General features: G+C 30.7%; 13 protein-coding genes. 11 read left to right on the forward strand and 2 right to left on the reverse strand.

The window, feature by feature from the left end; translation table 11 throughout:
• Window positions 1-26: 26 nt before the first annotated feature.
• Window positions 27-1,748 (forward strand): solute:sodium symporter family transporter, encoded by a 1,722-nt coding sequence (locus C4N20_RS14370; protein ID WP_005977366.1) that lies wholly within the window; start codon window positions 27-29, stop codon window positions 1,746-1,748.
• Between the two features lie 446 nt (window positions 1,749-2,194).
• On the opposite strand, the gene C4N20_RS14375 is transcribed toward C4N20_RS14370, so the two are convergent.
• Window positions 2,195-3,376, reverse strand: coding sequence for an ROK family transcriptional regulator (locus C4N20_RS14375; RefSeq protein ID WP_005977365.1), 1,182 nt, complete (start codon window positions 3,374-3,376; stop codon window positions 2,195-2,197).
• 191 nt (window positions 3,377-3,567) lie between these two features.
• Here C4N20_RS14375 and C4N20_RS14380 point away from each other — a divergent pair, with 191 nt between their 5' ends.
• The 8 genes from C4N20_RS14380 to C4N20_RS14415 are packed head-to-tail and all read left to right on the forward strand — an operon-like array spanning window position 3,568 to window position 10,914.
• A complete protein-coding gene (locus C4N20_RS14380; protein ID WP_005977364.1) occupies window positions 3,568-4,530 on the forward strand; it encodes an AAA family ATPase in 963 nt (320 codons plus the stop codon).
• Window positions 4,531-4,547: 17 nt separating this feature from the next.
• Window positions 4,548-5,360, forward strand: a complete 813-nt coding sequence (locus C4N20_RS14385) for a DUF58 domain-containing protein (protein WP_005977363.1) — start codon at window positions 4,548-4,550, stop codon at window positions 5,358-5,360.
• The gene (locus C4N20_RS14390) at window positions 5,357-6,073 is read left to right on the forward strand and encodes a hypothetical protein (protein WP_005977362.1); all 717 of its coding nucleotides are present in this window, start codon (window positions 5,357-5,359) and stop codon (window positions 6,071-6,073) included. Before C4N20_RS14385 ends, C4N20_RS14390 begins: the two co-directional genes overlap by 4 nt.
• A complete protein-coding gene (locus tag C4N20_RS14395) occupies window positions 6,073-7,032 on the forward strand; it encodes a vWA domain-containing protein (RefSeq protein ID WP_005977361.1) in 960 nt (319 codons plus the stop codon). The genes C4N20_RS14390 and C4N20_RS14395 overlap by 1 nt, the downstream gene beginning before the upstream one ends.
• Window positions 7,033-7,038: 6 nt before the next feature.
• Window positions 7,039-8,016, forward strand: a complete 978-nt coding sequence (locus tag C4N20_RS14400; protein ID WP_231940507.1) for a vWA domain-containing protein — start codon at window positions 7,039-7,041, stop codon at window positions 8,014-8,016.
• The gene (locus C4N20_RS14405) at window positions 8,006-9,082 is read left to right on the forward strand and encodes a tetratricopeptide repeat protein (protein WP_005977359.1); all 1,077 of its coding nucleotides are present in this window, start codon (window positions 8,006-8,008) and stop codon (window positions 9,080-9,082) included. The genes C4N20_RS14400 and C4N20_RS14405 overlap by 11 nt, the downstream gene beginning before the upstream one ends.
• Before the next feature lie 9 nt (window positions 9,083-9,091).
• On the forward strand, window positions 9,092-10,726 hold the full coding sequence (locus tag C4N20_RS14410) for a BatD family protein (protein ID WP_005977358.1): 1,635 nt from the start codon (window positions 9,092-9,094) through the stop codon (window positions 10,724-10,726).
• Window positions 10,723-10,914 (forward strand): DUF4250 domain-containing protein, encoded by a 192-nt coding sequence (locus C4N20_RS14415; RefSeq protein ID WP_005977357.1) that lies wholly within the window; start codon window positions 10,723-10,725, stop codon window positions 10,912-10,914. The genes C4N20_RS14410 and C4N20_RS14415 overlap by 4 nt, the downstream gene beginning before the upstream one ends.
• A gap of 34 nt (window positions 10,915-10,948) precedes the next feature.
• Here the strand turns inward: C4N20_RS14415 and C4N20_RS14420 are convergent, their stop codons facing one another.
• Window positions 10,949-12,220 carry a sensor domain-containing diguanylate cyclase gene (locus C4N20_RS14420; protein ID WP_005977356.1) on the reverse strand — a complete coding sequence of 424 codons (1,272 nt, stop codon included), beginning with the start codon at window positions 12,218-12,220 and terminating at the stop codon, window positions 10,949-10,951.
• A gap of 309 nt (window positions 12,221-12,529) precedes the next feature.
• Here C4N20_RS14420 and codB point away from each other — a divergent pair, with 309 nt between their 5' ends.
• Together codB and codA are read left to right on the forward strand one after the other, a co-directional pair.
• Window positions 12,530-13,783 (forward strand): cytosine permease, encoded by a 1,254-nt coding sequence (codB, locus tag C4N20_RS14425; RefSeq protein WP_005977355.1) that lies wholly within the window; start codon window positions 12,530-12,532, stop codon window positions 13,781-13,783.
• 195 nt (window positions 13,784-13,978) lie between these two features.
• On the forward strand, window positions 13,979-15,214 hold the full coding sequence (codA, locus tag C4N20_RS14430; protein ID WP_005977354.1) for a cytosine deaminase: 1,236 nt from the start codon (window positions 13,979-13,981) through the stop codon (window positions 15,212-15,214).
• The last annotated feature ends 315 nt before the right edge of the window (window positions 15,215-15,529 follow it).

The raw sequence follows: 15,529 nt of genomic DNA on the forward strand, positions 1-15,529 counted from the left end.
TAATACATATTCAAAAGGGGTGAAATATGAATCTATTAGCAGTGGTTACATTTATTTTTTTTACTGGATTGGTAGCAGTGATATCTTGGTATCTTACAAAAAATGAAAATCTTGATTCTAACAGTGGGTATTTTTTAGGTGGAAGAAGTTTAAGTGGTGTAGTTATAGCAGGATCGTTATTACTTACTAACCTTTCTACAGAACAGTTAGTAGGAATGAATGGAAATGCTTTTATGGGAGGATTATCTGTAATCGGATATGAAGTGACATCAGGTATAACTTTGATATTTATGGGATTGTATTTCCTTCCAAGATATTTAACAAGCGGATTTACAACAGTTCCTCAGTTTCTTGAAGAAAGATATGATAAAGGTACAAGAAATATAGTGGCTATTCTTTTTTTAATAAGTCTTGGGGTTATTTTTCTTCCAGTTGTGCTGTATTCTGGTGGAGTTGCTTTAAACTCTCTTTTCAACATATCAGCAATGTTTGGAATATCAGAGCAGGCTGCTCTTGTACTCACTATATGGGGAATAGGTATCATTGGTGGAATTTATGCTATATTCGGTGGGCTGAAAGCAGTTGCTGTTTCTGATACTATCAATGGTGTAGGACTTATAGCTGGTGGTATACTTATTCCAGTTCTTGGATTAAAAGCTTTAGGTGATGGAAGTTTTTCACAGGGAATAGAAAAATTAATTATAAATCATCCTGAAAAATTAAATGCAATAGGAGATGCTGCTGCACCAGTTCCATTTTCTACTCTTTTTACAGGAATTATATTGATAAATACATTTTACTGGTGTACAAATCAGGCAATAGTACAGAGAGCATTTGGTGCTAAAAGCTTGGCAGAAGGGCAAAAAGGAGTTATCTATGCTGGATTTTTAAAAATATTTGCACCAATTATTCTTGCAATTCCCGGTATAATTGCTTTTCACCTATATGGAAGTGAAATAGCTAAAGGAGACTTTGCTTATCCGATACTTGTAAATAAAGTTCTTCCTACTCCTTTAGTAGGGTTCTTTGGAGCAGTTCTTTTTGGAGCTATACTAAGTTCTTTCAACTCTGCTTTAAATTCAGCTTCTACATTATTCTGCTTAGATTTGTATAAGCCTATTGTCAATCCTGATATAGAAGATAAAAAACTGGTAACTGTTGGTAAAATATTTGGAACTGTCCTTGGTATCCTTGCCATCTTAGTAGCACCATATATAGTAAATGCACCAAATGGACTATTTGAGTTTATGAAAAAATTTATGGGATTCTTCAATGTTCCAACTCTTGTAATAGTATTTGTAGGTTTCTTCTCAAAAAAAATACCTGCTGTTGCAGCTAAAGTTGCCATCTTTGTATTTATGTTCCTTTATGGAATGATGCAGTTTGTGTACAAGGTAAATATAAGCTTCCTTCATGTATTGGGAATGCTCTTCCTTCTTTGTGTAATAATCATGGTTGCTATTGGATATATAGCTCCAATGAAGACTCCTTATGTACAGAGCAGAAAAGAAGAAATTTCTCTGGTACACTGGAGATATGCAAAGCCTATGAGTTCTCTTATAGCAACAACTACTATCTATGTCTATGTTCTTCTTTCTCATAGAGGATTAGTTGGTCTTACAGAAAATATCGGAAGCAGATTTACTATGATAACAGCTGTTTATATTATTTTATCAGTGATATTATTTGTTATAGTAGATAAAATGGGAGTGGCAAAGGAAAAAGAGGTAATAAAACAGACTGTATAAAAATATGAACTGCAACAATTTCAAAATAATATTGTTATATAAAAGTTAAAATTACATATTACATAAAAGTTATCATATAAAAATTAAAGATACACATTACATAAAAATTATTATATAAAGTTCAAAGTTAGCTATTATACAAGAGAACATTTTATATAAAACTTGATAATAGTCATTATAAAAAATGCTGAAGTGAAGATTTAATTTCCTCATTTCAGCATTTTTTTATTAATTTTCTAATATATTTTTATGCTTTTATGTAAAAAGCAAAGAATAATTGATCAAAAAATAAAGTAAAATTTTCTTAAAACAATATCTTCAAAAATAGAGAGGTATAGATTTTAATAAAAAAACTTATATTTTTATATAAAAAAACTGAGAAACGAATGATTAAAAGTCAGATTAAGTTCCTGCTTATTAGTCAATCTTTTCACAGTTTTATTTTTTTATAATAGATAAAATTTCTCTTTCAATACTGAAAATATTGGGGCACATCTCTCTTCCTTTTCAGAAATGCTGCTCACTGATATTATCTTTTTAAAATCAAATATCTGCTTATTATGAATATATCCAAAAAGATAATTTATGAATACATCATTTTTAAAAATATTTCCACACAAAACAATTTTCTTTGGGTAGAACAGTGTAAACATATTTAAAATAAGGATTGCCAGATAATCTGCTGCCTCCTGAAGAGTTTTAAGCACAGCTATCTCTCCTGACTCTCCTGCTTTTAAGATAATATCAAAAGAAATATTCTCCCTATCTCCAGATGTCAGAGAAAATATAATCGGAGTACTCTCTTTAGAATATATCTTTTCCATTTTCTCCAAAATAGCTCTTTCAGAATAGTTATTTTCAAAGCATCCTTTTCTTTTACAGATAGGGCATATATTTTCATCATTATTGATTATTGAGTGTCCTATCTCTCCACTTAATGAAGATTCTTTTTTAAAAAGTTCACTTTGAACAACCAGACTTCCTCCTACCCCTGTTCCATATTTCAGAAAAAAGAAATCTGAAAGCTCCTCTTCTAAAAACATTTGATAAATAGCCAGATTTTTTACATTATTATTTACATAAATTGGAATTCCCAATTTTTCTTCCATTATTTTTTTTAGAGGTACAGATTCATTCCAGAATCCGATAAAACTCATAGTAGAACCAGTATTAAAATCAACTGCTCCAACTATACTTATTCCTATTCCAAGAAGTTCTTTTTTATTCAGATTATTTTCATTTATAAAGCTTTTGATCTCCTTTATAAGCTCATCTAAAAAAATATATGCTTCAGAAGTATCCTTATCAAAATATTTTTGAGCCTCTACCTCTCCTTTTAAATTAGTAAGAGTAAGAGAAAAAAAGTTGTTTTTTATATCTATCCCTATAATTTTTTTATAATCATAATTTATAGATAAAAGCACTTTTTTTCTTCCCGGCTTGTCACTGTTTACTTCCCCAAGCTCCTTTATTATCCCCTGCTCCAGCAAATCAGAGCATATTTCTGTCAAAGTACTGGGAGCAAGATTTATAATCTCAGAAAGATCTTTTTTAGATATGCTGTTGCTTTTCCTTAGTGCATTTAAGATTTTAGAAATATTTCTTTTCTTTATATCTTTTATTTTCATTGAAACCACCCTTTTATAATGCTAATATATTATATCATAGAGAAAGGGATTAGTGTAAAATAAAAATTAAGCTCAATTTAAAAAAGTTTCAACAATTTAGTGTTTTTCTTCGTCTAATATATTGTTGTAAAAAAGGATTCGCTTTATAACTTATTAATATAAATAATAGAAACACTCAACAAGGAGGCATCATGGAAAATCTAAAAGAACAAATTGAAATTGAAAGAGAGAATATTATCTCTCTGAAGAAAGAAATTGAAAAAAAGATAATTGGACAAGAGGATATGGTAAGAAAAATCCTTATTGGTATTCTTACTGGCAACCACATCCTTCTGGAAGGACTTCCAGGATTAGCAAAATCTCTAACTGTAAATACTTTAGCTCAAACTTTGGGTTTAAAATTTGCAAGAATACAGTTCACACCAGATTTACTTCCCAGTGACATTATAGGAACTGAAATATATAATGAAAAAACTGGGGACTTCTATACTAAGAAAGGGCCTATCTTTGCAAATATAGTACTTGCAGATGAAATAAACAGAGCTCCTGCCAAAGTACAGTCAGCATTGCTTGAAGCTATGCAGGAAAAACAAATCACAATAGCCAGTGAAACATTTAAGCTGGACAGACCATTTATTGTTCTTGCTACACAAAACCCTATTGAACAGGATGGAACTTATCCTCTTCCTGAAGCACAGCAGGATAGATTTTTAATGAAAGTAAAAATTGAATATCCTACAAAAGCAGAGGAAAAAGATATGCTTAAACTTCTTACTTCTGTATCTGATTTTGATTCTATTCAGATAAATGAAATATTAAACAAGGATAAAATAGAAAAAATCAAACAGATTATAAGAGAAATTCATATAGATGAAAAGCTTATGGACTATATCCTTGATATTGTATTTAAAACTAGAGAAACTAATAACTATATTGCCTGTGGAGCATCTCCAAGAGCTTCTATAGCCCTTGTCGTATCTGCCAAAGCAAATGCTTTTCTGGAAGGAAGAGATTATGTCATCCCTCAGGATATAAAAAGAGTCATCTTTGATGTACTTCGTCACAGAATGATACTTACATATGAGGCAGAAGCTGAAGGGAAAAAAGCAGAAGATATCATTACAGATATACTTGAAATAGTTGAACTGCCATAGTCTGAACAGGAGGAGTTATGAACAGAGCAGAAATTCTAAAAAAAATAAAAAAAATAGAAATAGCTTCTTCCATACTTGCTGATGAATTATTTGCAGGAAAATATCGTTCATATTTCAAGGGAAATGGAATGGAATTCTCTGATATAAGAAGATATGCCCCTGGAGATGATGTTAAGAAAATAGACTGGAAAGTTAGTGCAAGGCAGAGAAAAACTTATGTAAAGGAATTTACTGAAGAAAGAGAGCTTGCTATTTTCCTTCTTATTGACATTTCCAAGTCAAACAGCTTTTATGCTAAAAAAGATCTGTTGTGTCAATTAGTGGGAAGTCTTGCATTCAGTGCCAATAAAAATAGTGACAAGGTGGGAGCAGTTCTATTTACAGATAAAATAGAAAAGTTCATTCCTTTGAAAAAAGGGAGAAATCATTCTCTTGTCATACTGGATAATCTCCTTAGCTTTGAACCTCAAGGTAAAAGAACTGATATATCTAAAGCACTTGATTTTCTAAACAAAATAGCAAAAAGAAGAGCTATAGTATTTTTAATCTCTGACTTTATAGATAAAGGTTATGAAAAATCCATGGCTATTACAGCTCAAAAACATGATCTTATTCCTATAAGAATAGCAGATAGAAAATATGAAACACTTCCTAAGGGAGCTATATTCAACATGATAGATTCTGAAACGGGAGAAGAGATAGTAATAGAAAATTTTGATAAGGATATTGCACTTAATGAAGATATCCCTAAAAATATACTTAACATTTACACTGATGAAGACTATATTGTTACTCTTTCTAATTTTTTCAAGAGAAGGAGGTCATTATGAAAAAAATATTAGTCATTCTTTTTATAACATTATCCTTTGCACTCTCTGCAAAAGATATCAATATAGGAGACACAGTAACTTTACAGATAACAGGTGTATCTAAAGAAAAAATAATGGATTCATTTAAAAATACAGATTTTTCCATAGAGAGTATGAAAGATGGAAAAGATGGTGCAGTAATTCTTTCAGTAAAAGGATTTAAAACAGGTGAAAATATAATAAATATAGGAAATAAAGAGGTTACTATTGATATAAAATCAGTTTTAACACCTGATGATAAAGAGATATTCATAAATCTTTCTGATGAAAGCGACAAAAACTTATTTCTTCACCAGTTCCCATATGGAGCTGTTATAAGTACAGCAGCTGGAATTGCAGCTCTTGTGATTATTCTTCTTGGAATAAAAATAAAAAAAGATAAAACTATACATCTGACTCCAGAAGAAAAATTTGAAAATGAAATGAATATGCTATCTGAGGATAAATGGTTCTACGAAATGAGCTATGCTCTCAGAGAATATATAGACAAAAAATATGGTTCTCATTTTATCAATGGTATTTACTTTCCATTGAAAAATCTCAATGATGAGGATATCCAATTTATTGAGTGGCTGGATAATTATAAATTCTCTAAAGACAGGGATGACTACTTCCAGCAGAGTAAAGAAAAAGCTTTTGAAATATATGGAAAAATAAAGGAGGTAAAAGAATAATGTTTAAATTTGCAGCACCATACTTCCTTATTCTGATACCTGTTGTCCTTTTTCTTTTTCTGATGAAAAGAAAGAAGCAAGGTATTGAAGTTCCCGGAATAGAACCTATCAAAAACTTTAAATTAAAAACAAAAAAATATCTTATTGGAAAATATCTTATTCTTCTTTCATTGATATTGATGATAGTTGCTCTGGCAAGACCTCAGCTGTTATCAGAAAATAGAATTGTAAAGAAAGATGGAATTGATATTGCAATATCTTTGGACCTTTCACAATCTATGCTCCAAGAGGATTTTACTCCAAACCGTCTGGAAAAAGCTAAAGAGGTTCTCAGTGAATTTATAGATAAAAGAACTGATGACAGACTTGCCCTTATTGTTTTTGGTGGGGATGCCTATACAAAAGTTCCTCTTACATTTGATCATAATGTAATAAAGGAAATGACAGGAAAGCTTACTGTTGATGATATAACAAGCAATACAAGAACTGCTATTGGTATGGGAATCGGAGTGGCCCTAAACAGATTAAAAGATTCTGAAGCTAAATCTAAGGTCATAATACTTTTGACAGATGGAGAAAACAACTCAGGAGAAATGAGCCCCTCTGCTGCTGCTGATATAGCTAAGGAACTTGGTATAAAAATATACACAATCGGTATTGGAGCAAAGGAAATAAAAGTTCCTTCATTCTTTGGATACACAACAGTTAAAAATACAGAACTTGATGAAAATATGCTGAAAAGTATAGCTGAAACTACTGGAGGAGAATATTTCAGAGCCAGTGACAGCAAAGAGTTTAAAGAAATTTTTAATAAAATAGATGCCTTGGAAAAAACACAGATAGATGGAAGATCATTCTATGATAAACATGAGCTCTTTGAAAATTTATTAAAACTTTCTCTAATACTTTTAGTTTTAGGAATATTTTTTGAGTATGTTTTTTACATCAGAATACCATAATAAGAGGTGAATAACTTGGAATTTGGAAATATAAAGTACACAGTATATATAATAGTTCCTGCTCTCATCCTCTTCTTTATGATAATTGGTATGAGTAAAAGAAACAGGATACTTGATATACTTAAACTAAAAAAATATAATTTTGTACAGATAATTAAAACTATCCTTATGACTTTAGGTGCATTTATGGTAGTTATAGCTCTCCTTTCTCCTCAAGAACTTCTGAATGAAGATACTGTTGAGGTAAAAGGATTGAATATATACGCCCTTATTGATACTTCTAGGTCTATGATGACAGAGGATGTTTATCCTAACAGGCTGGAGGCAGCAAAGAGAACTCTGGAAAATCTTCTTCAAGGTTTGAAAGGGGACAGAATTGGATTTATTCCTTTTTCTGACAGTGCATATATACAGATGCCTCTTACTGATGATTATTCCATTGGTAAAAACTACATCAATGCTCTGGACACTAATTTGATCTCTGGAGGAGGGACAGAACTTTATCAGGCTCTGGAACTTGCAGAGAAATCATTTAAAGAAATCAATAGTGACAACAAAACTATTATTGTCCTATCAGATGGGGGAGATTTTGATGATAAGTCTCTGAAATTTGTAAAAGATAATAAGATGAATGTTTTTTCAATAGGTATTGGTACTGATGAAGGAACTATAATTCCAGAATATGTCAATGGAAAAAAAGTCGGTTTCATAAAAGACCAAAAAGGATCAGCTGTTATAAGCAAACTTAATTCTGATTTCTTAAAAAAACTTTCTTCAGAAAGTAATGGAAAATACTATGAAGTAAATAATCTGAAGGATGATACATCTAATTTCTTTAGAGATACTGCTAATCTGGAAAGAAAAAATCAAAGAAATGAAAGCATGAAAGTGTATAAAAAATACTTTCAAATACCTTTAGGTATTGGAATACTTCTTATTCTTCTTGGTTATTTCATAAAAGGAGGGGCAAAAGATGAAAAATAGAATAATATGCCTTGTTATCCTTATACTTTCGCTTGTTGCCTTTGCTGCTTCCTTTAACAGCACACAGGCTTATTATCACAACAGCAGAGGAAACTCTTTCTTTAAAGAGAAAAAATTTGATGAAGCTCGTGATGAATATAATAAATCTTTAAAAATAAAAGAAAGTAATGAAGTTAGAAATAATATCATAAAATCACTTTATGAAGAAAAAAAGTATAAAGAGATTACTGAAACTCCAAGTACAGAATATTTTATCAGAGGAAACTCATATGCTTTCCTTGGAGATGAAGCGGTACAACAAAATCCTGAAGAAGCTATAAAAAATTACAAAGCTGCTCTTGAAGAATACAAGCTTGCTATGAAAACTTCTAGTGATATTAATATTAAAAAGAACTATGAGATAGTTTTGAAGAAGATAGAAGATTTAAATAATCAAAATCAACAAAACCAAGACAATCAAAAAGATAAGCAAGATCAAAACAAAGATCAAGATAATAAACAAGATCAACAAAACAAGGAAAATCAGCAAAATCAAGATAAGCAAAATGATAAGCAAGATCAAAATAAAGATCAAGATAACAAACAGGATCAACAGAACAATCAAAATCAACAAAATCAAGATAAGCAAGACCAGAACAAAGATCAAGATAACAAACAGGATCAACAGAACAATCAAAATCAGCAGAATCAAGATAAGCAAGACCAGAACAAAGATCAGGATAATAAACAGGATCAACAGAACAATCAAAATCAGCAGAATCAAGATAAGCAAAATGATAAACAAGACCAGAACAAAGATCAGGATAATAAACAGGATCAGCAAAACAATCAAAATCAACAGAATCAAGATAAACAAAATGGTAAGCAAGATCAAAACAAAGATCAGAATGATAAACAGAATAGTATTCCTCAAGGTGAGGTACAGCCTATAGACTCTAAAGATGATGTAAGAGAAGGAGAAGTCAGAGCTATTTTAAAAAGATTGGAAGGTAACGAGAAACAATCTTTTAAAAATAATGAAAGAGTCATAAATATAGATACTGGAAATTCAAATAATAGATGGTAGAGGTGAAAAATGAAAAAACTTTTTAATTTACTGCTGTTTTTATTTATCAGCAGTTTTACATTCTCTGAAATAATCTTAGATGTCAACAACAGTGATCCATCTATAAATGAACCTATATCTCTACAGGTAAAATTTTTAGACAGTGACAAAAAAGATTATACAATAGATGGAATAGAAAATTTTAAGATAGCTTCCAAAGGAAGTCAATCAAGCTATTCCATAGTAAATGGAAAATCTACAAGTTCAAAATCAGATATATATACTCTTATTCCTCTTAAAGAAGGAAACTTTACTTTAAAGGTGAATGGAAAAAAAGAAACATCAAATTCTATAAATATAAATGTTGCTAAAGAAGCAAAAGTCAATGTTGAAGGAAAAATGACTCTTCAGGATAACTTAAAAGAAAAAAATACTTTTTACTTTGGACAAAAAATTCCATTTGAAGAAAAATTATTAACAACTGTTCCTTTAAGAAATTTGCAATATATAGACAGACCAAACTTTGGTGATCTTTCTGTAAAAGATATAACTCCTGTAAATAACAGAGGTGGGTATACTGAGAAATATTTCACTGATGAAAATGGGAGAAGAGGATTAGAAGTAATTCTTTATCAAGGTATACTGCAAGCTAATTCTTCTGGAAATAAATCAATAAAAGGAGGATATGCTGCTGTAACAGAAAGTGGTCCTAATGACAGCTTTGTATTTGGAAATACTTCTACCCCAGTATATTTAGGTTCTAAAGAGATGGAACTTACTATTCTTCCTCTTCCATCTGGTAAACCTGCTGGTTTTCAAGATGTTGTAGGAGAATTAAAGGGAGACTATTCTTGGAATAATGATAAAGTAAAATTTGGAGAATCTGTGGTTCTTACTTTAAAACTTTCTGGAGATGTTAATTTAGATATGCTTGAAAAAGTAGTTTCTAATAATATTCCAGACTTTAATGTTTTTGAAAGTTCTAAAGAGAGCGGAGAAAAAATTGTAAATGGACAGTACTATACTGAAAAAACTTTTGATATAGCTTTTATTCCAAAAGTAACTGGGAAGGTAACTATTCCTGCTGTTAATATTCCATATTTCGATACAGCAGAGAAGAAATACAAAGAATTTGAAGTCCCTGCAAAAGTAATAGAAGTAACAGGCACAGCTAATGGTGCAGTTATTCCACCAGCAATGACTACTGCTGCTCCACCTGTAAATAATACCACTGCTGCTGTAACTGCTCCTTCTACACCAGCAGAAAAAATAGCAATCTCTTCTATTCCAGACTCACAGATAGAAGAAATTAATAAGGCCGATAACAGACTCATGATAGGAGTAATAATTCTTGCATTATTAGAGGCTGGTATTATTATATTCCTTATCTTAGATAGAAAAATATTAAAAAGTTCTTTTAATCCTAAGTTAAAACAAATGAAAAAAGCAAAAGATGACAAGGAGTTTTATAGTCTTTATTGTGAACTTATGAAAGAAAAATTTGATTTCAGTCCAAAAGCTCACTTAGAAGATAAGCTGGTAAAAAATGGAGCCAGTGAAAAAATTATTGAATTGAATAGAGATATAGAAAAGAAAATCTATGCTCTTGAATCATTAGATAGAAACGAAATATTAAAAACGCTTAAAAAGGAGTTAAAAGGATGAGACACAATTATCTTACAATGGATATAAATATTGCTTACAGTATGCTGAATATGAAGTTAAGGGATTTTTATTCATCTATTGATGCTCTGTGTGAAGATGAGGAAGTGGATAAAGAAGCTCTTATCGCACGCTTTAAAGATAATGGATTTATTTATAATAATTCTATAAATCAATTTACAAGTATATAAACCAAAAGAGGATAGCAGGGTGCTGTCCTCTTTTTTAATCCATTGCTTTATCATCATAGAAATAAAAATGGTTCTTTCCATTTTTCTTAGCTATATACAATCCTCTGTCAGCACGTTCTACAGCTGTTAAATACTCATCATCACTCTTTGCAAAACAAGCTCCTCCTATAGAAACTGTGACATTATAGTTTTTTCCATCCACCACATATTCTATATCTTCCAGCCTTTTTAAAAGTTCATTTCCAAATTGATTTATATCAATGTATGGAGAAATAGGACATATAAGTAAAAACTCATCTCCCCCTGTTCTAAACAGCATATCCTGACTTGATATACTGTTTTTTATTCCTTCCACTATTTTTTTTAATATATTATCTCCTAAATAATGACCATAAGTATCGTTTATCTTTTTAAAATTATCCACATCAATTACGAGAATCAATGGAGATTTTCTGTTTATTTTATATCTTTCAAAAAGATCATTCATGTACTTTTCCATTCCTCTTCTGTTATGAGCCTCTGTAAGTACATCTATTTCCGTTTCTTCTTTTACCTTTTTAGATATTTTTTGATTATATATTGTCAACATGCTGAATACTGCAAAGAAAAATAGAGATAAGGCAATAAGCATTTTAAAAGTCAGGTCCATATAAAAACTTTTATTTATATCATCTACTATAGCAGTATATTCATCTATCTCTTTTAGCGGACATCCCATTGAAATTATCCAGTTATAGTCCTTATACAGCTTTGCAAAAACAATTTTTTCAGATACTATTTCGCTTTTCAGTTCTTTAAAATAATATTTGTAGAAAAATTCTCCTTTGCTGTTTATTCCATTCAATTCTATCTGATTCATTTTATTTCCATTGGAATCTAATATATTTGTAGATAACGATATATCTTTTCCACTAATAAGATTATCAGGATGGACATGCTGAAGAGCATAATTTTCTCCCCCATTATAATTTAGTATTTCTTTTATTCCAATATATTGTCCACTGGCAAATTTTATCTGATGAATTTCATTTTTTATTTTTTCTTTAACTGTTTCTTTCATTTCTACTTTGGAAATATCTGAAGTTATTTTAACCTCTTCTTCTATTTCAACAATTCTCTCAATTATTTTATTTACATTTTCTTTAAGAAAGTCTTGCTTTCTCTCTAAATATATTATTCTGCTGTTGCTATGATTAACATTCATAACTATTCTTATAGAATTATACAGAAACAAAGATATGGAAATAAATATAAATACGAAAATAAATATTACAAATCTCTTATACTGTGCAAGAAGCTTTTCCATACTTTCCCCTTTTCTAAAATTTTTAATCTGATTATCTCTTCCGCCCAAAGTTATTTAACGTCTTTAATACGTACTACTTAATTGTAGTATTTAATATAAGATTAGTCAAGGATAAATTTAAAATTTTAATGTTATTTTAAGAATTAATATCCTTTAAATATATAATATATCATTGAATTTTTTATATTTTTCTGATATAATCCTACATTGAAATAAAGTTTAATATTTGTATATATTTATTCTTTATCCCTTCTTAATTTTTAACTTTTATATAGTTTTTAACAAAATAATATATATGAGGAGCTGAAAATGAGTAACTTAAACAATCAAAAAAACATTGAAAAAGATTCTGAATATTCTCTTTCTGCTGTTCCATCTTCAAAAAAGACACAGGGGTTATGGGCAGCAATGGTGGTATTAGTAGGATTTACATTCTTTACTCCTAGTATGACTGCTGGAGGAAATCTTGGTATTGGTATGAATATGATGAACTTTTTCACTGCCATGATTATTGGAAATGCATTTCTTGGGGTATACTGTGGAACTTTAGGGTATATTGGACAGAAAACCGGTCTCACTCTTGATCTTCTTGGACATCATTCTTTTGGTACAACTGGTTCTTTTTTATCTTCTGCACTTATTAGCTTTACACAAATAGGATGGTTTGGAGTAGGAGTTGCAATGTTTGCTATTCCTGTATCTGGACTTACTGGAATTCCTGTATGGCTTCTTATTGTCATTACTGGTATTGTTATGACTCTTACTGCATATTATGGTATAAAAGCTCTTGCAGTATTAGGTTCTATAGCTGTTCCGCTAATTGCACTGCTTGGAGTTTTCTCATTAAATTGGGGAATAACAAAAGTTGGTGGATTTATGAATATTTTCCCTGAGAATCCTGCAACACCTTTGAGCCTTGCCACTGGTATAGCTATCGTTGTTGGTTCTTTTATCTCAGGAGGTACTGCAACACCTAACTTTACACGTTTTTCAAAAAGTGCTAAAATAGCTGTTGTTGCAACTGTAGTTGCTTTCTTTGTTGGAAATTCTATTATGATGATATTTGGTGCTGTTGGGGGAGCTGTTACTGGAGTTGCTGATATTTTTGATATCCTTATTCTTCAAGGGCTGGCTATTCCTGCGGTAATAACTTTGGGACTTAATATCTGGACTACTAACAACAATGCACTTTATACTGCTGGACTTGGAGTTTCAAATATAACTAAAGTTCCAATGAAGCCAATGGTGCTTTTAGGGGGAGTAGTAGGAACTGTAACTGCTGTATGGCTGTATTATAATTTTGTTGGATTCCTTAATCTATTGAGTGGTATGATTCCACCAGTTGGAGCAGTTATTATTCTTCATTATTTCACTCATAAAGCTGAATATACAGATAAAAATTATAAATACAAAGACTTCAACTTTGCTGGTATCTTAGCTGTTGTATGTGGAGCATTAATTGGAATATTTGTTCCTTGGGGAATAAAACCTTTAAACTCTCTTGTATCTTCTGGTATAATATTTATAATCCTTGATAATATGCTTAATAAAAAAGAAAAGTAATTAGCCGAATCAAATTCATCTATAACAATGTGAAAAGAAGTATAATAAATAATTTAGAAATGCTTGAAGAAAATTGGGAAGAAAATTTTAATAGAGAAATGAAAAATAAAGAAAATGAAAGATAAAATTAAGATCTGTTAATTTGAGAGAAGTATTTCAATTAACAGAAACTATTATTATACTAGGAGGTAATCAATGCTTATCAAAAATATATTTATTGAAAATAGTAAAACTGCTTCTGATATCCGTGTAGAAGATGGAATATTCAAAACTATTGCTCCATCTCTTGAAGCCCTTCCAGGAGAAGAGGTCATAGACTGCACAGGTAAATCAGCCTTTCCTCCATTTATAGAAAGCCATGTACATCTTGATACATGTCTTACAGCTGGAGATCCAGTATGGAATATGTCTGGAACTTTATTTGAAGGAATAGAATGCTGGTCTAAGAGAAAAGAGAAACTGAGCAAAGAAGATGTAAAAGATCGTGCTCGTCGTGCTATAAAAATGCAGGCTTCAAATGGTATTCAACATGTACGTACTCATGTGGATGTTACAGATCCTACTCTTATTGCAATGGAAGGTATGCTGGAACTTAAAGAAGAACTTAAAGATTTTGTAAATCTGCAAATAGTTGCTTTCCCACAAGAAGGAATTCTTAGTTATCCAAATGGAAAACAGCTTCTTGAAAATGCTGTAAAAATGGGTGCTGATTGTGTAGGAGCTATTCCTCATTTTGAATTTACTCGTGAATATGCTGTTGAAAGTGTAAATTTTTGTATGGAACTTGCTGAAAAATATGGACGTCTAGTAGATGTACATTGTGATGAAATAGATGATGAGCAGTCAAAAGGACTGGAAGTATTAGCTTGCCGTGCTCTTGAAAGCGGTATGAAAGATATGGTAACTGCCAGCCATACTACTGCTATGCATAGCTACAACAATGCTTATTGCAGCAAATTATTCCGTCTTTTAGGAATGAGTGATATTAACTTTGTGTGTAATCCTCTTGTTAATACTCATCTACAGGGTAGATTTGATACTTATCCAAAACGTCGTGGAGTTACTCGTGTGAAAGAACTTCTTGCCAACGGAAATAATGTTTCTATGGGACATGATGATATATTCGACCCTTGGTATCCTCTTGGAGATGGAAATATGATGACTGTGGTACATATGGGGCTTCATGTGTGTCAAATGATGGGATATGAAGAAATTCTTAACAGCTACAAGCTTATTACTCATAATGCAGCTCGTACTCTTCACCTTGGAAGTTCTTATGGTATCAAGGAAGGAAATCCTGCCAGCTTTATAGTATTAAATAATGATAACTTCTATAATGTACTAAATAAACAAAGTGAAGTATTATACAGTTTCAATCGTGGAAGACTTATAGCTTCTGCTGTTCCTGCTGTTAAGAAAATATTATTCTAAAATAAAATGAGGGTAACTACAATTAGATTAAATTTTAGAAACTTGGATGACTAAAAAGCTAGATTAGATTTTAAGAATTTGGAAATTAGAAACATTTGTGTAATTAATGAAGTGAGTAAAACGTAAAAAACAGTATGTTTGAGCAAAGCGAGTTTCCAGTAATTAAGCAGTTAGAATTTTAACTGCTATAATTACTGAGATGCAACAGTGGAACTTAAGAACAAAATTAATAACAAATATTTCTACTGGAAAATTCTAAAATCATATGTCTATTTTTAAGTTGTCTAATTAAAAAGTCTAAAACTATATTTCTAA

It is taken from the genome of Fusobacterium ulcerans, from assembly GCF_003019675.1.
Lineage (GTDB): Bacteria > Fusobacteriota > Fusobacteriia > Fusobacteriales > Fusobacteriaceae > Fusobacterium_A > Fusobacterium_A ulcerans.

Coding starts and splice junctions, on each gene's coding strand:
- C4N20_RS14370 (WP_005977366.1), top strand. CDS start 27: ATGAATCTATTAGCAGTGGTTACATTTATTTTTTTTACTGGATTGGTA.
- C4N20_RS14375 (WP_005977365.1), bottom strand. CDS start 3,376: ATGAAAATAAAAGATATAAAGAAAAGAAATATTTCTAAAATCTTAAAT.
- C4N20_RS14380 (WP_005977364.1), top strand. CDS start 3,568: ATGGAAAATCTAAAAGAACAAATTGAAATTGAAAGAGAGAATATTATC.
- C4N20_RS14385 (WP_005977363.1), top strand. CDS start 4,548: ATGAACAGAGCAGAAATTCTAAAAAAAATAAAAAAAATAGAAATAGCT.
- C4N20_RS14390 (WP_005977362.1), top strand. CDS start 5,357: ATGAAAAAAATATTAGTCATTCTTTTTATAACATTATCCTTTGCACTC.
- C4N20_RS14395 (WP_005977361.1), top strand. CDS start 6,073: ATGTTTAAATTTGCAGCACCATACTTCCTTATTCTGATACCTGTTGTC.
- C4N20_RS14405 (WP_005977359.1), top strand. CDS start 8,006: ATGAAAAATAGAATAATATGCCTTGTTATCCTTATACTTTCGCTTGTT.
- C4N20_RS14410 (WP_005977358.1), top strand. CDS start 9,092: ATGAAAAAACTTTTTAATTTACTGCTGTTTTTATTTATCAGCAGTTTT.
- C4N20_RS14415 (WP_005977357.1), top strand. CDS start 10,723: ATGAGACACAATTATCTTACAATGGATATAAATATTGCTTACAGTATG.
- C4N20_RS14420 (WP_005977356.1), bottom strand. CDS start 12,220: ATGGAAAAGCTTCTTGCACAGTATAAGAGATTTGTAATATTTATTTTC.
- codB (WP_005977355.1), top strand. CDS start 12,530: ATGAGTAACTTAAACAATCAAAAAAACATTGAAAAAGATTCTGAATAT.
- codA (WP_005977354.1), top strand. CDS start 13,979: ATGCTTATCAAAAATATATTTATTGAAAATAGTAAAACTGCTTCTGAT.